The sequence below is a fragment of the Maribacter forsetii DSM 18668 genome (assembly GCF_000744105.1).
In the GTDB taxonomy this organism is placed as follows: Bacteria; Bacteroidota; Bacteroidia; order Flavobacteriales; family Flavobacteriaceae; genus Maribacter; species Maribacter forsetii.
Map to the genome: position 1 here is coordinate 1931698 of NZ_JQLH01000001.1, position 23277 is coordinate 1954974.

At 39.9% G+C, this 23277-nt stretch carries 4 protein-coding genes; 3 read left to right on the plus strand and 1 reads right to left on the minus strand.

From position 1 onward, the window contains the following. Positions 1–27 precede the first annotated feature (27 nt). The 3 genes from P177_RS20035 to P177_RS08095 all read left to right on the plus strand — a co-directional run bounded on the left by P177_RS20035 (position 28) and on the right by P177_RS08095 (position 22182). Positions 28–19632, plus strand: a complete 19605-nt coding sequence (locus P177_RS20035; protein ID WP_036153760.1) for an Ig-like domain-containing protein — start codon at positions 28–30, stop codon at positions 19630–19632. Between the two features lie 32 nt (positions 19633–19664). Beyond that, positions 19665–20603: a PorP/SprF family type IX secretion system membrane protein gene (locus P177_RS08090; protein ID WP_036153763.1), complete on the plus strand. Its 939-nt coding sequence runs from the start codon at positions 19665–19667 to the stop codon at positions 20601–20603. 241 nt (positions 20604–20844) lie between these two features. Further along, on the plus strand, positions 20845–22182 hold the full coding sequence (locus P177_RS08095) for a GAF domain-containing sensor histidine kinase (RefSeq protein WP_051941759.1): 1338 nt from the start codon (positions 20845–20847) through the stop codon (positions 22180–22182). On the opposite strand, the gene P177_RS08100 is transcribed toward P177_RS08095, so the two are convergent. Next, entirely contained in the window at positions 22164–23183 is a 1020-nt protein-coding gene (locus P177_RS08100) for an adenosine deaminase (RefSeq protein WP_036153765.1), read from the minus strand. The genes P177_RS08095 and P177_RS08100 overlap by 19 nt on opposite strands. Positions 23184–23277 lie beyond the last annotated feature (94 nt).

Consider the following 23277-nt stretch of genomic DNA (forward strand, 5'->3'; position numbering starts at 1 on the left):
TTCTTCTTTCTAATACAATTTAAGATTATGAAAAATTTCTACATAGTAGGTTTCCTTATTTTATTAACCCATTTGAGTCTAAGTGCTCAAGATGGTTTAAATATTTCAGGTGCCGATGTTTCAATAACCGCTGGTGCAACTGTTCGTGTATTAAACGGAGATTTATATATTTCGGGAGATGCCGAGGTGAAAAATGAATCTGTACTAAGCGTTGACGGTAATTGGTACAACAATAACACCACAGGTCAAGTTTTTACAACTGATTCAGAAGGGTTAGTTACATTAACAAAAACCACCGATGTTACAAATATTGGAGGAACTACAACAACATTGTTCTATAACTTAACTTTAGAAGTTGACGAAGCTACACTAGAAGTTAATACAATAGTTGGAGGATCTATATCAGGTAATAACTTAGGGATACTTGATTTAAAAAATGTAGAATTAAATTTAAATTCAAACAGCTTACAAATATCCAATTCTTTAATTGGAGCACTGATTACTGATGAAGGTTATATAATTAGCGAAGACGTACTTAACCAGAGTAAGGTTTTATGGCAGACTTCAGCTACAGGTGGTAAATACACTGTACCTTTTGGTACAGTTTCTGGGGCTAAAATTCCATTAAGTATAGAAAGAGCATCTGGTGATTTAGGGGAGATAACGGTTTCTACTTACCCCACTGGCTTAAACATGATACCATTTCCTTCCCAACCAGAAAATGTAACTAACATGTTAGACGAGTCTAGCAATAGCTTAGTAAATAGCTCTTTGAATAGGTTTTGGCAATTAGACAAAACAGGAGCAGGTACCGCCAACTTAACTCTTTCTTATTCAGAGGATGACATATTAGCTAATGGCGAGAACAACCTTTCAACATATAGATATGAAACAAGTACAAATGTATGGGAGAAAAAAGGAGCTAGTAGTACTAGTCTTACCAATAATTCAGTCACAATCTTAGGTGTTAATCAATTTTCACCATGGACATTGTCTGCAAGTCCAGAAAACATTGATGGAGATGGTTTATCTAATGCCGAGGACGTTGATGATGACAATGATGGAATACCAGATGATATAGAAAATTTGTCATGTGCTGTTTTTTCGGAAGATTTCGGCACAGGCTCATATCCTGGTGGTGAATTACCCGCTGGCTATACTACCTATAATTATAGGGGAGATATAGCTGCATATGCAAATTTCCCTAATGCTTTAGAAGATGGAGATTATACGATTGCAAATTTTGCAAATCAACCAGAAGGTAGTTGGCAAGCAAATTTAGGCGATCACACTACAGGTTCTGGTTACATGATGGTTGTTAATGCGAGTTTTACTCCAGGAGATTTTTATAACAGAACGGTAACACTTTTACCAGATGCTACATATAAATTTACCGCTTGGTTGGTAAATGCGAATAGCGAGGGTAATGAAACTTTTTGTAATGGAGAATCAGGTGGTTATATTCTACCAAACGTAAAATATGAAATTAGAGATTTAGATAATGGGGGTGCGGTAATTGCATCTTTTGATACAGGAGATATTCCAAGAACTGGAGAATGGCAAAATTACAATTTTGAATTTAATACAGGTACTGCTACTAATATAGAAGTAGTTTTAATAAATAATAATACAGGTGGTTGTGGTAATGATTTAGCTTTAGATGATATTTCATTAGTACCTATTTCATTATCTGGTGGTGCTGTTGCGTGTGATTTTGATGGAGATGGTATACCAAATTCTCAAGATTTAGATTCTGATAACGATGGTATTTATGATATTATTGAAGCGGGCGGTACAGATGCCGATAATAACGGTGTTGCTGATAATTTAGACGATTTAGACAATGATGGTTTAGTTGATATTTATGATGGTAATTGTGTAACAACAAATTCAGGAACAATAAATGCTGTAGCAGCATCTGTTCCTCAAGGTTCATTTTCTAATACGAATAATGCTTTAGGCGCTACTGGAACATCTGATACTAATGCTGCAGTTTCTTCTATTGATGGAACTTCTAGAATAGTATTAGACTTAGGAACAGTAATTCCATCTGGTTCTAGTATAACCATATATATGGCGCATTCTTCTGGCGGTACTCAAAGTGGGCAAATACACCAAACAAATGCTAGTGGTAACACAATTGGGAGTAAAATAGCAGACTACTCGGTTAGTGGAAGTACCATAACCGCATATACAGAAACTACAAATGCAGACACCCAATATATACAAATAACTGCATATTGGAATAGCGTAGAAGTCTACGGTATAGAAGTTGGTGGCGCTAGCACTACAAATTGTTCAGGAACGGCTTTAACACCTCCAGAAACCACACCAGGAACAAAAGATTTTTTAAATACAGATTCTGACGGTGATTTATGTACAGATGCCAAAGAAGCTGGTTTCACAGATGCAGATAACGATGGTGAAGTAGATGGTACTGGGTATACAACGTACGGTAGCGTAGATGGTAGTGACGGGTATACGGGTACGACTGCTGAGGTTACAGATAGCAATAATTCTGTTGCTTGTGGAGGTCCTGCTGGTCCTGATAATGATGGTGACACTGTGCTAGATTCTGAGGATTTAGATGATGATAACGATGGTATTTTAGATACAGAAGAACTATCCTTATGCACACAAACGCAAATAGAATGGTTTCATAATGATAGTGAAACCCCAAATGCAAGTACTGTTGGTACGACAGACCCAGGAGACTCTGATTATGCAACCTATGACAATCGTACGTTAATTAGTAGTCCGAATTTTAGTTCTGCTCCAAATATTTCTTTTGGATCTTTAAATGAAACAGGCAGCCAATATACTTATGTATTTGATAATGCAAACCAAAGTACGTTTGCAGCGGCAAAATCAGCAAATCATTATGTACAAGTTTCCTATACACCTGCTGTAGATATATGGACTACAGGAATCAATTTAGGCTTTTTTACTAGCTCTACTGGTCCAGAAGTGGATTACGGTAATTTTGATATGGCTCTTGAAATGGATACCAATGCTAGTTTTAGTAGTCCTACTATTAAAGTGCAAGATTTACATATAGATAATATGGTAGCTAATGGTTATTTACCATATAGTATATCCTCAAATGATTATTTATCGGCAGGCACCACATACTATTTTAGATTTTACATGTACAATAACCAAAATGGTACAGGTAATACAAGGTTTGATGATGTATCTTTTTCTCATGCATTGGCTTGTGATACAGATCTAGATGGTGTACCAAATTATTTTGATTTAGACTCTGATAATGATGGTATTTATGATGCCGTAGAAGCCGGTCATAATGCTGCACATACAAATGGAGAAGTTACCGGAAATGTAGGTCTTGATGGTGTTCCAGATGCTGTACAAGGTGGTGGAAATGAAGATTCCGGCACGGTTAACTATACAATTGCAGATTCTGAGTCTACACCAGATACTATTCCAGATTATTTAGATTTAGATAGTGATGGCGACGGATTACCCGATAATGTTGAAGCACAAACTACTGCAGGTTATACACCTCAAAATGTAAATGATGCTGCTACATACGAAACAAATAAAGGGGTGAACTCGGCTTATTTAGGCGGAATCAATCCAGAAAATACAGATGGTACAGATACCCCAGATTATTTAGATTTAGATAGTGATAATGAAGGTAATGATGATACCACAGAAGCTGGACTTACATTAGCAGGTGCAGATACAGATGAAGATGGTTTAGATGATAATACAGATGCAACAACAGGTTATTCTGATCCTAACGGTACTATTGATGATCCAACGACCTTACCTAATACTCAAAATACGGCTAATGCAGAAGTAGATTATAGAGATGAAGGTACAATTAACCCTTGTGGTTATGTAGATACTGATAATGATGGCGTGTTTGATGATTGTGATCTAGATGATGATAATGATGGTATTTTAGATACAGATGAATGTAATGTACCTAATTATAACGATTCTTTTGAAATACCAGATTTAGTTAATGATACACCTGATTTAACAGATAAACCAGATGGTGATGCTGATGGTGAAATAGATCTTTTTATAAACCAAACAACTATCGAAGGTTGGTCAGTAACCAATGGCGGAAGTTTTGATGTAATTTATGATTTATTTAATTCATCTGAAGGGTTTCAACATATTGATCTTTATGGATCTCCTACCGCAGCTAACATCCAAAAAACTTTTACTGGTTTTACTCCAGGTAGTAGTGTAGATTTTTCTTTGGATTTTAGTTCTGCAGAAGCTGCTTTTGAAGCAACGGTTTATGTTGATTATGGAGCAGGAAGAGTTTTATTAACAACCTTACAGCCAACTAGTGTCGCCTCTGCCAATGTAGGATCAGGAGCAGGAAGTAGAGTATCTACTGTAGTGTGGGATACATATGCAGTAGAACTGACCCCAACAGGCTCAACAATTGTAATAGATATTGAATCTTCTGGATTGTTAGGTACAGGAACCACAGGTGTACTAATAGATAATGTAAAACTTAAAGAAGAATGCGAAGATTCTGATAATGATACCATTCCTAATAATCTTGATTTAGATAGTGACGGTGACGGTATTCCTGATAACATTGAAGGTCAGACTACAGCTGGTTATACACAACCGAATACAGATGATGCAGCTACTTACTTAACGAATAATGGGGTTAATAGTGCTTATTTAGGGGGAATTACTCCTGAAAACACCGATGGTACAGATACGCCCGATTTCTTAGATTTAGATAGTGATAATGAAGGTGCTGATGATACTACTGAAGCTGGTTTAACATTGGCAAATGCCGATACAGATAACGATGGGCTGGATGATAATACCGATGCTACAGCAGATTATTCTGACCCTAATGGTACAATAGATGATCCAACAACATTACCAAATACTCAAAACTCTGCAACCCCAGAAGTTGATTATAGAGAAGATCTTGCTGCTAACCCTTGCGGTACAGTAGATTCTGATAACGATGGTATTTTTGATGGTTGCGATTTAGATGATGATAATGATGGTATTTTAGATGAAGATGAATGTCCGTCTGTTACCGGCTCTGTTGATTCAGGTAATAATACAACTAACTTAACAGGTTTTTATAAGGCAAATGGTAATAATATATTAGGGTTTACTATAAATCCTGAGTATGCCTCACAAGTGCTTTCATCAACTTCAGGTATACAAATACGATGGGATCAAGGAACAACAGATGCCATTACAACAATAGACCTTATTTTAGATGCACCAACTTCAGGAACATTACAATCTGTTATTTTAGGTAATGGAGCAGAAGGTGTAACGGCAGGAACTCAAAATGCTAATAAAGAAATTACACTTACATGGAGTGGAGGTGGTTCAGGAATTTTAAATGACCCTTTAGATGAAGTTACAGGTAGAGATACTGGAGATGTTATCTTTTCAGGTGATATTATTGAAATTAATAATGGTACTTCTTATTCTCTGAGAGATACAGAGTGGAGTGTTGAGGTTGATATGACCAGTGTAACAACTTTCCCAACAACAGTTGCGTTTTATGCAGATTCAAGTATAAATGGAGGTACAAATTATAATAGAGAAGGTTTTGCATTTACACCTGTTATTAATTGTCCAGATACAGATGAAGATGGAATTCCAAATTCATTAGATAATGATAGTGATGGCGATGGTTGTCCAGATGCTTTAGAAGGCGATGGTAGCTATACATATGCAGATTTAGATTCAAATTTAAGATTAATCGCTGCTGTAGATGGTGATGGTATTCCTGCAGGTACATCGCAAGGTATAGGTACATCAGAAGATGATACACTGCAAGCAGATGAATGTAGTCCATGTGATCCTTCACATCCTTCTTATGTGGATAGTGATGGAGATACCATTGGCGATTTTTGTGATTTAGATGATGATAATGATGGTATTGCAGATACAGTCGAAGATGTTTGTGCTGCTTATACAGTTGTTAGACCTAGTGATTTAGGGTATACAGGTAATGAAGTTATCGCAAGTGCAGTACATGATGTAAGTAGCTTATTTGGTTTAAGTACAGGTTCGGTAATACTTACTCTTACAGATGCCTATGTAAACGCTACAGGTTCTTCTTGGAATACCTCAGGGTCTAACCCAGCTTCATCCATAGCTATTTCAGGAACAATACCATCAAGAATAAGAATTGACCATGGTTCAGGACTTACTTCAGTTGGAAGTAAAGAAGGTATTCGCTCTAATGGAGATAAATTTAATTTTACGGGAACTTTAAATACCGGATTTACTTCATACAATCAAGGCAATGAATATTATGTAGAAAGAGATGCTACTTCAGCAAGTAATAATGCAGGTACAGAAATATGGGAATCGGAAGGGTATGCCTCTTTTGTAGAATATTTTACTTCAGATACAGCAAGCGTTGTAATTTTTAGAATGTGCCCAGCTACGGATACCGACTTAGATGGTATTGCAGATCATTTAGATACAGATTCTGACAACGATAGTTGTGCAGATACTATTGAAGCAGGTCATTTAGATGCTAACAATGACGGAGAAGTAGATGGTTCAGGCTACGATGCAAATGGACAAGTAACTGGTGCCACAACAGCATATACAGGTACTACAACTGGCGTAACAACTGCTGCAGAAACTACGATAGATACGGCACCTACAGATCAAGAAGAACGTGTAGGTGATGATGCCACATTTACAGTAGCAGCAACCGCTTTAGAAGCTTCAGCTTACCCAGCAGGTGTACCAACGTATGATGTTAATGCAGACTCTGGGTTACAATACCAATGGCAAGTGAGCACAAATTCTGGGTCTACTTTTACAGACATTCCAGGTGCTACTAATGCTAGTTTAGTAGTTTCAAATGTTACCTTAATAATGGATGGTAATATTTATAAGGTATTGGTCAATCATGATAACAATGCGTGTCCAGAAGAATCTCAAGCTGTTCTTACTGTAATCAACAATATAGATGCAATAAATGACGATGCCGCACTTACGGCTGTAGAAGGTTTTACAGGAGTAACAGATGTTATAAATGTACTTGATAATGATGAATTAAACGGAGCAGTTTTAAACCCTGCAAGTGTTACAATTACTCCAGTTACCAACGGACCTTTAACCGTTAATGGTGATGGATCTGTAGATGTTGCGAGTAATACAGGTACAGGGTCTTATACTGTAAATTATCAAATTTGTGATGCTGCAAACTCAGCAAATTGTGACATTGCTATAGTAACAGTAAATGTTGGAGTTAATAGTTTACCTACAGCTCAAGATGATGAGGTTTCAATTGCTCAAGACACAAGTAATAATAGTATAGATGTTTTAGCAAATAATGAAAATGGTCCTGATTCCTTTGGTGGTGATGGTCCAAATGCAGGGTCAATTACACTTCCTAGTACAACAACAACTAACGGAGGTACTGTTTCTGTAGATGATAATGGAACTCCTCTTGATCCAACCGATGATACAGTATTGTATACTCCAGCAGCAAGTTATAGTGGAGCTGATTCGTTTACTTATACTATTACCGATGCAAATGCCGATACATCTACAGCCACTGTAAATGTAACCGTAGTACCAACACCGGTAATTACAATAGATGTAGTTGCGGTGGACGATATTATCAATGCTACCGAAGACGATAGTCCAGTAACTATCTCAGGTACAACAACGGATGTAGAAGATGGACAGATTGCAACAGTAATCTTAAACGGAATTACCTATTCTCCTATAGTAACAGGAAATGCGTGGACCTTCGATATTACAGCGACTGAAGCTCAAGCTTTGGATGCTACGGAAACTATTACTGCAGATGTAGAAAATAGTTTAGGTACTTCTGCTGTTCAGGCAACGAGGGATATTCAACACAATACTACATTGCCAGTACCAGTTCTAGAGATAGATGACATCACATCGGATAACATATTAAACGCAGCAGAAGCTGGTGCCGATGTTGCCGTAACGGGAACAGTAAGTGGAGATTTCAATGATGGAGACACCGTTACTTTAACAGTAGACGGTACAGATTATACAGGAACTGTAGATGCAGCTGGAGATTATAGTATCGATATACCAGGAAGCAAGTTAGCTGCCGATGCAGATACTACAGTAGACGGTAGTGTAACCACTACGGATACTGCAGGGAATTCAGCAAGTGCTACGGATACACAACTGTATTCAGTAGATACCACATTGCCAGTACCAGTTCTAGAAATAGATGACATCACATCGGATAACATATTAAACGCAGCAGAAGCTGGTGCTGATGTTGCCGTAACAGGAACAGTAAGTGGAGATTTCAATGACGGAGATACCGTTACCTTAACAGTAGATGGTACCGATTATACAGGTACTATCGATGCAGCTGGAGATTATAGTATTGATGTACCAGGAAGCAAATTGGCTGCCGATACAGATACTACTGTTGATGGTAGTGTAACGACAACCGATACTGCAGGGAATTCAGCAAGTGCTACGGATACACAACTGTATTCAGTAGATACTGCTGCTCCAACTATTGCAGTAAATGTAGTTGCTGGTGATGATATCATCAACGCAACGGAAGATGATAGTCCTGTGACTATTTCTGGTACAACAACCAATGTAGAAGATGGACAGACGGTAACCGTAACCTTAAATGGAGAAACCTATACAGCTACTGTTTCAGGAAATACTTGGACGCTAGATGTGCCTGTAGTAGATATACAAGCCTTGGATCCTACAGAAACTATCACTGCAGATGTAAGCGACCTTGGAGGTAATCCTGCAACACAGGCAACTCGTGATATTCAATACGATGCTACATTGCCAGTACCAGTTCTAGAGATAGACGACATCACCGCAGATAACATCCTGAACGCAGTAGAAGCTGGTGCCGATGTTGCCGTAACAGGAACAGTAAGTGGAGATTTCAATGACGGAGACACCGTTACTTTAACAGTAGATGGTACAGATTATACCGGAACTGTTGATGCAGCTGGAGATTATAGTATCGATGTACCAGGAAGCAAACTGGCTGCCGATGCAGATACTACAGTAGACGGTAGTGTAACCACAACCGATACCGCTGGTAACTCAGCAAGTGCTATAGATACACAAGTGTATTCAGTAGATGTCACATTGCCTGTACCAGTTCTAGAGATAGACGACATCACAGCAGACAATATCCTAAACGCAGCGGAAGCTGGTGCCGATGTTGCCGTAACAGGAACAGTAAGTGGAGATTTTATTACAGGTGATACCGTTACTTTAACAGTAGATGGTACTGATTATACGGGAACTGTTGATGCACTGGGTGCATACAGTATCGATGTACCAGGAAGCAAGTTAGCTGCCGATACAGATACAACTGTTGATGGTAGTGTAACGACAACCGATACCGCTGGTAACTCAGCAAGTGCTACGGATACACAACTGTATTCAGTAGATGTCACATTGCCAATACCAGTCTTGGATATAGACGATATCACGGCAGATAACATTCTGAACGCAGCAGAAGCTGGTGCCGATGTTGCCGTAACGGGAACAGTTTCGGGTGACTTCAATAACGGAGACACCGTTACTTTAACAGTAGATGGTACCGATTATACAGGAACTGTAGACGCTTTAGGTGCATACAGTATCGATGTACCAGGAAGCAAGTTAGCTGCCGATGCAGATACTACAGTAGACGGTAGTGTAACCACAACCGATACTGCTGGAAACTCAGCAAGTGCTACAGATACGCAAGTGTATTCAGTAGACACCACATTGCCTATTCCAGTCTTAGAAATAGATGACATCACAGCCGACAACATTCTTAACGCAGCAGAAGCTGGTGCCGATGTTGCCGTAACAGGAACTGTTTCGGGTGACTTCAATGACGGAGATACCGTTACTTTAACAGTAGATGGTACAGATTATACAGGAACTGTAGATGCTTTAGGAGCATACAGTATCGATGTGCCAGGAAGCAAGTTAGCTGCCGATGCAGATACCACTGTTGATGGTAGTGTAACGACAACCGATATTGCCGGAAACTCTGCAAGTGCTACGGATACACAACTGTATTCTGTAGATACTACATTGCCTATTCCAGTCTTGGATATAGACGATATCACAGCGGATAATATCCTAAATGCAGCAGAAGCTGGTGCCGATGTTGCCGTAACAGGAACAGTAAGTGGTGACTTCAATGACGGAGATACCGTTACTTTAACAGTAGATGGTACAGATTATACAGGAACTGTAGATGCTTTAGGAGCATACAGTATCGATGTGCCAGGAAGTAAATTAGCTGCAGATGCAGATACAACTGTTGATGGTAGTGTTACTACTACAGACACCGCTGGGAATTCTGCAAATGCTACGGATACACAACTGTACTCTGTAGATACCACTGCTCCTATTCCAGTCTTGGAAATAGATGATATAACAGCAGATAACATCCTTAACGCAGCAGAAGCTGGTGCCGATGTTGCCGTAACAGGAACTGTTTCTGGTGACTTCAATGACGGAGATACCGTTACTTTAACAGTAGATGGTACAGATTATACAGGAACTGTAGATGCTTTAGGAGCATACAGTATCGATGTGCCAGGAAGCAAGTTAGCTGCCGATGCAGATACCACTGTTGATGGTAGTGTAACGACAACCGATATTGCCGGAAACTCTGCAAGTGCTACGGATACACAATTATATTCAGTAGATACTACATTGCCAGTTCCAATCTTAGAAATTGACGATATCACCGCAGACAACATTCTGAACGCAACGGAAGCTGGTGCAGATGTTGCCGTAACGGGAACGGTAAGTGGAGATTTCAATGATGGAGATACCGTTACTTTAACAGTAGATGGTACCGATTATACAGGAACTGTAGACGCTTTAGGTGCATACAGTATCGATGTACCAGGAAGCAAGTTAGCTGCCGATGCAGATACTACAGTTGACGGAAGTGTAATCACAACCGATACTGCCGGAAACTCTGCAAGTGCTACGGATACACAACTGTATTCAGTAGACACCACTGCTCCTATTCCAGTCTTGGATATAGACGATATAACAGCGGATAATATCCTAAATGCAGCAGAAGCTGGTGCCGATGTTGCCGTAACAGGAACCGTTTCCGGTGATTTCAACACAGGCGACACTGTTACTTTAACAGTAGATGGTACCGATTATACAGGAACTGTAGATGCACTGGGAGCATACAGTATCGATGTGCCTGGTAGCAAATTAGCTGCCGATGGAGATACTACAGTAGATGGTAGTGTAACGACAACCGATACTGCCGGAAACTCAGCAAGTGCTACGGATACGCAATTATATTCAGTAGATACAACATTGCCAGTTCCAGTCTTGGATATCGACGATATCACAGCGGACAACATTCTGAACGCAGCGGAAGCTGGTGCCGATGTTGCCGTAACAGGAACAGTAAGTGGAGATTTTATTACAGGTGATACCGTTACTTTAACAGTAGATGGTACCGATTATACAGGAACTGTAGACGTAGGAGGTGCCTATAGTATCGATGTACCTGGTAGCAAATTAGCAGCCGATGCAGATACTACAGTAGATGGTAGTGTAACCACTACGGATACTGCAGGTAACTCAGCAAGTGCTATAGATACACAAGTGTATTCAGTAGATACTGCTGCTCCAACTATTGCAGTAAATGTAGTTGCTGGTGATGATATCATCAACGCAACGGAAGATGATAGTCCTGTGACTATTTCGGGTACTACCACTAATGTTGAAGATGGACAAGTAGTAACGGTAACCTTAAATGGAGAAACCTATACAGCTACTGTTTCAGGAAATACCTGGACACTAGATGTGCCTATAGTAGATATACAAGCATTGGATCCTACTGAAACTATCACTGCAGATGTAAGCGACCTTGGAGGGAACCCTGCAACTCAGGCAACTCGCGATATTCAATATGATGCTACATTGCCAGTTTCAGTCTTAGAGATAGATGACATCACAGCGGATAACATATTAAACGCAGCAGAAGCTGGTGCAGATGTTGCCGTAACGGGAACAGTAAGTGGAGATTTCAATGACGGAGATACGGTTACTTTAACAGTAGATGGTACCGATTATACCGGAACTGTAGACGCTTTAGGAGCATACAGTATCGATGTACCGGGAAGCAAACTGGCTGCCGATACAGATACTACTGTTGACGGTAGTGTAACCACAACCGATACTGCAGGTAACTCTGCAAGTGCTACGGATGCACAATTATATTCAGTAGATACAACATTGCCAGTACCAGTTCTAGAGATAGACGACATCACCGCAGATAACATCCTTAACGCAGCAGAAGCTGGTGCCGATGTTGCCGTAACAGGAACAGTAAGTGGAGATTTCAATGACGGAGACACCGTTACTTTAACCGTAGACGGTACAGATTATACAGGAACTGTTGATGCACTGGGTGCATACAGTATCGATATACCAGGAAGCAAATTAGCTGCCGATGCAGATACAACAGTAGATGGTAGTGTAACCACTACGGATACTGCAGGGAATTCAGCAAGTGCTATAGATACACAAGTGTATTCATTAGATACCACATTGCCAGTACCAGTTCTAGAGATAGATGACATCACATCGGATAACATATTAAACGCAGCAGAAGCTGGTGCCGATGTTGCCGTAACGGGAACAGTAAGTGGAGATTTCAATGATGGAGACACCGTTACTTTAACAGTAGACGGTACAGATTATACAGGAACTGTAGATGCAGCTGGAGATTATAGTATCGATATACCAGGAAGCAAGTTAGCTGCCGATGCAGATACTACAGTAGACGGTAGTGTAACCACTACGGATACTGCAGGGAATTCAGCAAGTGCTACGGATACACAACTGTATTCAGTAGATACCACATTGCCAGTACCAGTTCTAGAAATAGATGACATCACATCGGATAACATATTAAACGCAGCAGAAGCTGGTGCTGATGTTGCCGTAACAGGAACAGTAAGTGGAGATTTCAATGACGGAGATACCGTTACCTTAACAGTAGATGGTACCGATTATACAGGTACTATCGATGCAGCTGGAGATTATAGTATTGATGTACCAGGAAGCAAATTGGCTGCCGATACAGATACTACTGTTGATGGTAGTGTAACGACAACCGATACTGCAGGGAATTCAGCAAGTGCTACGGATACACAACTGTATTCAGTAGATACTGCTGCTCCAACTATTGCAGTAAATGTAGTTGCTGGTGATGATATCATCAACGCAACGGAAGATGATAGTCCTGTGACTATTTCTGGTACAACAACCAATGTAGAAGATGGACAGACGGTAACCGTAACCTTAAATGGAGAAACCTATACAGCTACTGTTTCAGGAAATACTTGGACGCTAGATGTGCCTGTAGTAGATATACAAGCCTTGGATCCTACAGAAACTATCACTGCAGATGTAAGCGACCTTGGAGGTAATCCTGCAACACAGGCAACTCGTGATATTCAATACGATGCTACATTGCCAGTACCAGTTCTAGAGATAGACGATATCACAGCAGATAACATTCTTAACGCAGCAGAAGCTGGTGCCGATGTTGCCGTAACGGGAACTGTTTCGGGTGACTTCAATGACGGAGACACCGTTACTTTAACCGTAGACGGTACAGATTATACAGGAACTGTTGATGCACTGGGTGCATACAGTATCGATGTACCAGGAAGCAAGTTAGCTGCCGATGCAGATACAACAGTCGATGGTAGTGTAACCACTACGGATACTGCAGGTAATACAGGAACAGCAACGGATACACAACTGTATTCAGTAGACACCACTGCTCCTATTCCAGTCTTAGAAATAGATGATATCACAGCAGATAACATATTAAACGCAGCAGAAGCAGGTGCCGATGTTGCCGTAACAGGAACTGTTTCGGGTGACTTCAATGACGGAGACACCGTTACTTTAACGGTAGACGGTACAGATTATACAGGAACTGTAGATGCACTGGGTGCATACAGTATCGATGTGCCAGGTAGCAAGTTAGCTGCCGATGCAGATACTACGGTAGATGGTAGTGTAACCACAACCGATACCGCTGGTAACTCAGCAAGTGCTACGGATACACAATTATATTCAGCAGATACAACATTGCCAGTACCAATCTTAGAAATAGACGATATCACAGCAGATAACATCCTAAACGCAGCGGAAGCTGGTGCCGATGTTGCCGTAACAGGAACAGTAAGTGGAGATTTCAATGACGGAGATACCGTTACTTTAACAGTAGATGGTACAAATTATACAGGAACTGTTGATGCAGCTGGAGATTATAGTATCGATGTGCCAGGTAGCAAGTTAGCTGCCGATACAGATACTACGGTAGACGGAAGTGTAACCACTACGGATACTGCAGGGAATTCAGGAACAGCAACGGATACACAAGTGTACTCTGTGAATACTACCGCTCCTGCAATCGTAATCAATGTAGTAGCTGTAGATGATATTATCAACGCAACGGAAGACGATAGTCCGGTCACTATTTCGGGTACTACCACTAATGTTGAAGATGGACAAGTAGTAACGGTAACCTTAAATGGAGAAACCTATACAGCTACTGTTTCAGGAAATACCTGGACGCTAGATGTGCCTGTAGTAGATATACAAGCATTGGATCCTACTGAAACTATCACTGCAGATGTAAGCGACCTTGGAGGTAATCCAGCGGTACAAGCAACTCGTGATATTCAATATGATGCCACATTGCCAGTACCAGTTTTAGAAATAGATGACATCACAGCGGATAACATATTAAACGCAGCAGAAGCTGGTGCAGATGTTGCCGTAACAGGAACAGTAAGTGGAGATTTCAATGACGGAGACACCATTACTTTAACAGTTGAAGGTACAGATTATACCGGAACTGTAGATGCACTGGGTGCATACAGTATTGATGTGCCAGGAAGCAAATTAGCTGCCGATACAGATACCACAGTAGACGGTAGTGTAACCACTACGGATACTGCAGGTAATACAGGAACAGCTACGGATACACAATTATATTCAGTAGATGCCACATTGCCAGTTCCAGTCTTAGAGATAGATGACATCACAGCAGATAACATATTAAACGCAGCAGAAGCTGGTGCGGATGTTGCCGTAACGGGAACCGTATCTGGTGATTTCAATACAGGTGATACCGTTACCTTAACAGTAGACGGTACCGATTATACAGGTACTATCGATGCAGCTGGAGATTATAGTATCGATGTGCCAGGAAGCAAATTGGCTGCCGATGCAGACACCACAGTAGATGGTAGTGTAACCACAACCGATACTGCAGGGAATTCAGCAAGTGCTATAGATACGCAACTGTATGCTGTAGACACAACATTGCCAGTTCCAGTTCTAGAAATAGATGATATCACCGCAGACAACATTCTTAACGCAACGGAAGCTGGTGCCGATGTTGCCGTAACGGGAACAGTTTCTGGTGACTTCAATGACGGAGACACCGTTACTTTAACAGTAGACGGTACCGATTATACAGGTACTGTTGATGCACTGGGAGCATACAGTATCGATGTACCAGGTAGCAAGTTAGCTGCCGATGGAGATACCACAGTAGATGGTAGTGTAACGACAACCGATACCGCTGGTAACTCAGCAAGTGCTACAGATACGCAAGTGTATTCAGTAGATACTGCTGCTCCAACTATTGCAGTAAATGTAGTAGCTGTAGATGATATAATCAATGCTACGGAAGATGATAGTCTGGTGACTATTTCTGGTACTACTACCAATGTGGAAGATGGACAAATTGCAACCGTAGTCTTAAACGGAACAACCTATTCTCCTGTCGTAACTGCTGGTGTTTGGACTTTCGATATAACAGCGTTGGAAGCGCAAGCCTTAGATGCTAACGAAACTATCACTGCAGATGTAAGTGACCTTGGAGGTAATCCAGCAACTCAGGCAACTCGTGATATTCAATACGATGCTACATTGCCAGTACCAGTTCTAGAAATAGACGACATCACAGCAGATAACATCCTAAACGCAGCAGAAGCTGGTGCTGATGTTGCCGTAACAGGAACTGTATCTGGAGATTTCAATGACGGAGATACCGTTACTTTAACAGTAGATGGTACAGATTATACCGGAACTGTAGATGCTTTAGGAGCATACAGTATCGATGTGCCAGGTAGCAAACTGGCTGCCGATGCAGATACCACAGTTGACGGAAGTGTAACCACTACGGATACTGCTGGGAATACAGGAACAGCAATGGATACACAAGTGTACTCTGTGAATACTACCGCTCCTGTAATCGTAATCAATACAGTTGCTGTGGATGATATTATCAACGCAACAGAAGACGATAGTCCGGTGACAATAAGTGGTACAACAACCAATGTAGAAGATGGACAGACGGTAACGGTAACCTTAAATGGAGAAACCTATACAGCTACCGTTTCAGGAAATACCTGGACGTTAGAAGTGCCTATAGTAGATATACAAGCATTGGATCCTACAGAAACTATCACTGCGGATGTAAGCGACCTTGGAGGTAATCCTGCAACTCAGGCAACTCGCGATATTCAATATGACCCTACATTGCCAGTTCCAGTCTTAGAAATAGACGATATCACAGCGGATAACATTCTTAACGCAGCAGAAGCAGGTGCCGATGTTGCTGTAACGGGAACTGTTTCGGGTGATTTCAATGACGGAGACACCGTTACTTTAACCGTAGACGGTACAGATTATACAGGAACTGTTGATGCAGCTGGAGATTATAGTATCGATGTACCAGGAAGCAAACTGGCTGCCGATGCAGATACCACTGTAGATGGTAGTGTAACCACTACGGATACTGGAGGGAATTCAGGAACAGCAACGGATACACAAGTGTACTCTGTGAATACTACCGCTCCTGCAATCGTAATCAATACAGTTGCTGTGGATGATATTATCAACGCAACAGAAGACGATAGTCCGGTGACAATAAGTGGTACAACAACTAATGTAGAAGATGGACAAGTAGTAACGGTAATCTTAAATGGAGAAACGTATACAGCTACTGTTTCTGGAAATACCTGGACGCTAGATGTGCCTGTAGTAGATATACAAGCATTGGATCCTACTGAAACTATCACTGCAGATGTAAGCGACCTTGGAGGTAATCCAGCGGTACAAGCAACTCGTGATATTCAATACGATGCTACATTGCCAGTGCCAGTTCTAGAAATAGATGACATCACAGCAGACAACATCCTGAACGCAGCAGAAGCTGGTGCCGATGTTACCGTAACGGGAACCGTATCTGGTGATTTCAATACAGGTGATACCGTTACTTTAACCGTAGACGGAACAGATTATACAGGAACTGTAGACGCTTTAGGAGCATACAGTATCGATGTGCCAGGAAGCAAGTTAGCTGCCGATACAGATACCACAGTAGACGGTAGTGTAACGACAACCGATACTGCAGGGAATTCAGCAAGTGCTACCGATACACAAGTGTACTCTGTGAATACTACCGCTCCTGCAATCGTAATTAATACAGTTGCTGTGGATGATATCATCAACGCAACGGAAGACGATAGTCCGGTAACTATTTCCGGTACAACAACCAATGTAGAAGATGGACAAGTAGTAACGGTAACCTTAAATGGAGAAACCTATACAGCTACCGTTTCTGGAAATATCTGGACGCTAGATGTGCCTGTAGTAGATATACAAGCATTGGATCCTACTGAAACTATCACTGCAGATGTAAGCGACCTTGGAGGTAATCCAGCGGTACAAGCAACTCGTGATATTCAATACGATGCTACATTGCCAGTACCAGTTCTAGAAATAGACGATATCACAGCAGATAACATTCTTAACGCAGCAGAAGCAGGTGCCGATGTTGCCGTAACGGGAACTGTTTCGGGTGATTTCAATACAGGTGATACCGTTACCTTAACAGTAGATGGTACAGATTATACAGGAACTGTAGACGCAGCTGGAGATTATAGTATCGATGTACCGGGAAGCAAATTGGCTGCCGATGCAGATACTACGGTAGATGGTAGTGTAACCACAATCGATACCGCTGGTAACTCAGCAAGTGCTACGGATACACAATTATATTCAGTAGACACCACTGCTCCTATTCCAGTCTTAGAAATAGATGATATCACAGCAGACAATATCCTAAACGCAGCAGAAGCTGGTGCCGATGTTGCCGTAACGGGAACTGTTTCGGGTGACTTCAATGACGGAGACACCGTTACTTTAACCGTAGACGGAACAGATTATACAGGAACTGTAGATGCATTAGGAGCATACAGTATTGATGTACCAGGAAGTAAATTAGCAGCCGATGCAGATACCACAGTTGACGGAAGTGTAACCACTACGGATACTGCTGGAAACAGTACTACTATTACAGAGAGTAAAGTATATGTTGTAGATGAAGAGGAGCCAATAGTAACGTTGACTATTAATGATGTTACAGATGATAATAGCATAAATACCATTGAAGCAGGTGCTGATATTCCAATAACGGGAACATTGATTGGAGATTTCAATGAAGGGGATACTGTAACTTTAGTTGTAAACGGAAATACTTACACAGGTACAGTAGATGATTTGGGCAACTTTAGCATTGATGTTCCTGGAAGTGATTTAGTAGCAGATAATGACACTTCAATTGAAGTGAGTATTACAACTTCTGATAGCGCAGGAAACAGCACTGCGGTAAATGAAAATAAATCATATACTATTGATAATGTAGATAATGACCCTGATAATGATGGGCTTACCAATGACGAAGAAACAGCTTTAGGTACTGATCCGAATAATCCAGATTCTGACGGAGACGGTATTAATGATGGTCAAGAAATTCTAGACGCAACCAACCCACTAGACGATTGTGATTCTTTAGGTGGCACTGCGTTAGGAACCAGTGATTGTGACTTGGATAGCCTAACAACAGATATAGAAACTACATTAGGTACCGATCCTAATAATGCCGACACTGATAATGACGGATTAACAGACGGTGAGGAGGTTGAACTTGGTACGGATCCATTAAACCCAGACACCGATGGTGACGGTATTAATGATGGTGAAGAATTAATAGATGCTACTAACCCATTAAATGATTGCGACTCCATAAATGGAACACCTTTAGGTACAAGTGATTGTGATAATGATGGTTTGTCAACTGATGAAGAAATTACTTTAGGGACAGACCCAGAAAATGAAGATTCTGATGGTGATAATATTATTGATGGTCAAGAAGTAAATGATGATACAGATCCTTTAGATGGTTGCAGCTCTAAAGGAGGCACGCCACCCACTGGTTCAATTTGTGACATTAGTATTGAAAGTGATTTAATTAATCCAAATATAAATGAAGGTGTATTTACCATAACAAATATTGAAGCCTTCCCTAATAATACAGTTAAGATTTATAATAGATGGGGAGTTCTGGTATTTGAAACTAATGGCTATGATAATAATAGTAATTTCTTTAGTGGACAATCCAACGGTAGGGTAACCATTAAAAAGAATGATGAATTACCAGCAGGTGTTTATTTCTACATGATTGAATATGTTAATGATTCTAAACCTAAATCTATGACCGGTTACTTGTATATCAATAGATAAAACGAACATGTACCTAAATAATTTATAAGATTATGAAAAACACATGTGTTACAGTTTTACTTATAGTAGTATCTTTTTGGACAACAAACGCCCAACAAGATGCTCAGTATACACAATATATGTATAACACGATTTCTGTTAACCCTGCCTATGCTGGTTCGCGAGGTGTTATAAGTATAGCAGCTTTACACCGCTCACAATGGGTAGGTTTAGATGGAGCTCCTAAGACACAGACATTAAATATTCATTCTCCTATTTCAAGAAAAGTGGGACTTGGATTATCAATCGTCAATGATGAAATAGGAAACGGAACAAATCAAGATACTTATTTTGATGCTGTTTTTTCCTATACCGTACCCACATCCGAAGAAGGTAAACTTTCCTTCGGACTAAAAGCAGGAGGTCATTTTCTAAATATCGATTTCAATAGGCTTAGAAATTACGACCCGTCCAATGCAGCAATAGGGCAGACGAGCATAGATAAGAAGTTCTCACCGAATTTTGGGGCGGGAATATATTACCATACCAAACAATTCTACGCAGGACTTTCGGTACCCAACTTTTTGGAAACGGAGCATTTTGATTCTTCAGGAAACAGCAATTCGTACATAGCACAAGAACGAATGAACTGGTACTTGATTACCGGCTATGTTTTCGATATCAATCCCAATCTGAAATTAAAACCGGCATTGCTCTTTAAGGCTGTTGAAGGAGCACCGTTACAGGCAGACCTTTCGGCGACAGTTTTATTGGACGATACATTTTCATTGGGAGCAGCTTACAGATGGGATGCCGCCATGAGCGCCCTTGTAGGGTTCCAGCTGAACGAAAAACTAATGTTAGGGTTAGCTTATGATAGAGAAATCACAGAACTTGGAAACTCATCTTTCAATGATGGGTCTTTCGAAATCTTTTTAAGATTCGAATTTATAACTCAACGTAAAAATATTCTTACTCCAAGATTCTTTTAAGGTAAAATGGGAAATTGTTAATGGTGTACTCATACGCTTAAATATAGTGGCTATATTTACTACAATACCATGTTTAAGGTTTTAGTAAGCTATTTCATTTACGAAAATGTAATTGGAGGTGTCTATATCTTTTAAGTGCTGTTTTGTACAGTAAACTTTCACAAGATTATATTATATTTAGTATATAAAGTTATGGTGCTCCTTATATTTGTAAATTAAAAAACATCCCCTTTTATTAATAATGACAAAAGCCAAAATTCATCCTAGGGAAAAAGAAAGACTTGCACTGCTTGACTCATATTCAATTTTAGATACGTTACCTGAACACGATTACGATAACCTAACCAAGCTTGCCGCAGAAATTTGTCAGACCCCAATTTCTTTAATTACGCTACTGGATGATAAACGGCAATGGTTCAAATCCCACTACGGATTAGCAACTTCTGAGACGCCTATTGAAGATGCTTTTTGTGCTCATGCCATCACTGGTGATGACCCTATTTTTACCGTTGAAAATGCTCGTGAAGATGTACGCTTTAAAAATAACCCTTTGGTCACCGGTGATCCAAATATTGCCTTTTATGCGGGAATTCCATTAAAAAACGCCAATGGTCTGCCTTTGGGTACTTTATGTGTAATTGACAATAAGCCAAGAACACTTACAAACAGCCAAAAAGAATCTCTAAATATTTTATCTGAGCAGGTGATTAATTTGTTGGAACTTAGAAAAAATAAACTGGAGCTAGAGCGAGCTCATAAGAAATTAAAAAAGTTCTCTAAAAAACTAGAACGTAAAGTATTTCAAAGAACCAATCAGCTTGAAATAAAGACGATAAAATTAGAATTAATGATTAATGACCTGGAGTCCTTTAATCATATTTGTAGTCATGATCTTCAAGAACCTTTGCGTAAAATTCAAATGTTCATTTCTCAGGTGAGTGATACCGAATTCAATAATTTATCTGAAGCTGGTAAACATAAATTAGAACGAATTGACTTATCTGCCGCACGAATGCGAAATCTTATTCAAGATTTAATGGCATATGGTTCAACGGAAACTATAGATAATAGCTTAACTACCGTATCGTTAAAACAGTTGGTTTTAGAGGTGAAAGATGTATTGAGCGAAGAGCTGAAAGAACATAAAACAGCCTTTAGAATACCAAAGGATTGTGAGATTACGGTACGCCCAATCCAGTTTAAGCAGTTGTTGTTCAATTTGTTTACCAATGCAATTAAATATAGCAAAAAGAAGGAGAAACCTTCAATTAAGGTAAACGGTAAAATTGTATCTGGTGCAGATTATCCGGAGCTAGAATTATCTGAAGATACCCAATATTCCCGTATTGAAGTTTCTGATAATGGTATTGGTTTTGACCAGAAATATGAAAGTAAGATTTTTGAAATTTTTCAAAGATTGCATAACGATGAAGAATACCAAGGTACTGGTATTGGTCTTGCAATTGTAAAACGAATTGTTACTACTCATAACGGTCAAATTAAAGTTGAGAGTAATTTGGGTGAAGGTGCCAAGTTTATCATTTTTATTCCAATAGCAAATCAGATAGAACCAAAGTAGTCGTTTATCGTATTGATGTGCTTTTCCTTTTCGGGAGTGCTTAGCCAACTAGCTTCAAAAGCATTGATAGCCAATTTTTTAATTTGATCAAAACTTAAATTTAGTGCAGTAGCAGTTTGGTAGAAATTCTCGTTCATATATCCTCCAAAATATGCAGGGTCATCTGAATGTATAGTGGCAACTATTCCTTTGTCTAACATTTTGGCTACCGGATGTTCGTCCATCTTTTGAATTACCTTTAAGGCAACGTTACTGGTAGGGCATAGGGTCAGGGCAATTTTTTCGTCTACTAATCTTTTTACCAAAGCTTCGTCGGTTAGGCATCGATTTCCGTGATCAATACGTTCTACATTTAGAATATCTAAGGCTTCCCAAATATATTCTGACGGACCTTCTTCACCTGCATGGGCAACAAGTTTGTAGCCTTGTTCAGCAGATGCTTTAAAAACATCTTTGAACTTACTTGGCGGATTTCCCATTTCTGATGAATCTAAACCAACTCCGTCGATAATGTCTTTAAATGGGAGGGAAGCTTCAAGTGTCTCAAAAGCTGCTTCTTCACTTAAATGACGCAAGTAGCTCATGATTAGTTTGTAGGATATATTTAATTCATTTTTTCCCATCTCTAAAGCACGATGAATTCCTTTTATGACGACATCAAAAGAAACACCTCTATCTGTATGGGTCTGTGGGTCAAAAAATACTTCTACATGCTTTACATTTTCGCTATGTACCTTGGTCAGATACGCCCATGTCAAATCAAAGAAATCTTGCTCGTGTAACAGCACTTGCGCACCTGCATAATAGATATCTAAAAACTCTTGTAGGTTGTTGAATTTGTAAGCTTCCTTCACTGATTCAATTGAATCATAAGGTAAAGTGATGTTATTTCTCTTTGCAATCTCAAACATCAATTCTGGTTCAAAGCTACCCTCTAAATGTAAATGAAGTTCTGCCTTTGGTATGCCTTGTATGATGCTTTGAAGTTTTGATGTTTCCATGTGAAGAGATTTAAATACTTTAATGAGATAAGTAGGTCTTTGATTTTTGACAAACTTACTTATTAAACGTGATAATTACGAACCGTAAATGCGA

Excerpts from the sequence above, each read along its gene's own strand:
- P177_RS08090 (WP_036153763.1), top strand. The coding sequence starts at position 19,665 with ATGAAAAACACATGTGTTACAGTTTTACTTATAGTAGTATCTTTTTGG.
- P177_RS20035 (WP_036153760.1), top strand. The coding sequence starts at position 28 with ATGAAAAATTTCTACATAGTAGGTTTCCTTATTTTATTAACCCATTTG.
- P177_RS08100 (WP_036153765.1), bottom strand. The coding sequence starts at position 23,183 with ATGGAAACATCAAAACTTCAAAGCATCATACAAGGCATACCAAAGGCA.
- P177_RS08095 (WP_051941759.1), top strand. The coding sequence starts at position 20,845 with ATGACAAAAGCCAAAATTCATCCTAGGGAAAAAGAAAGACTTGCACTG.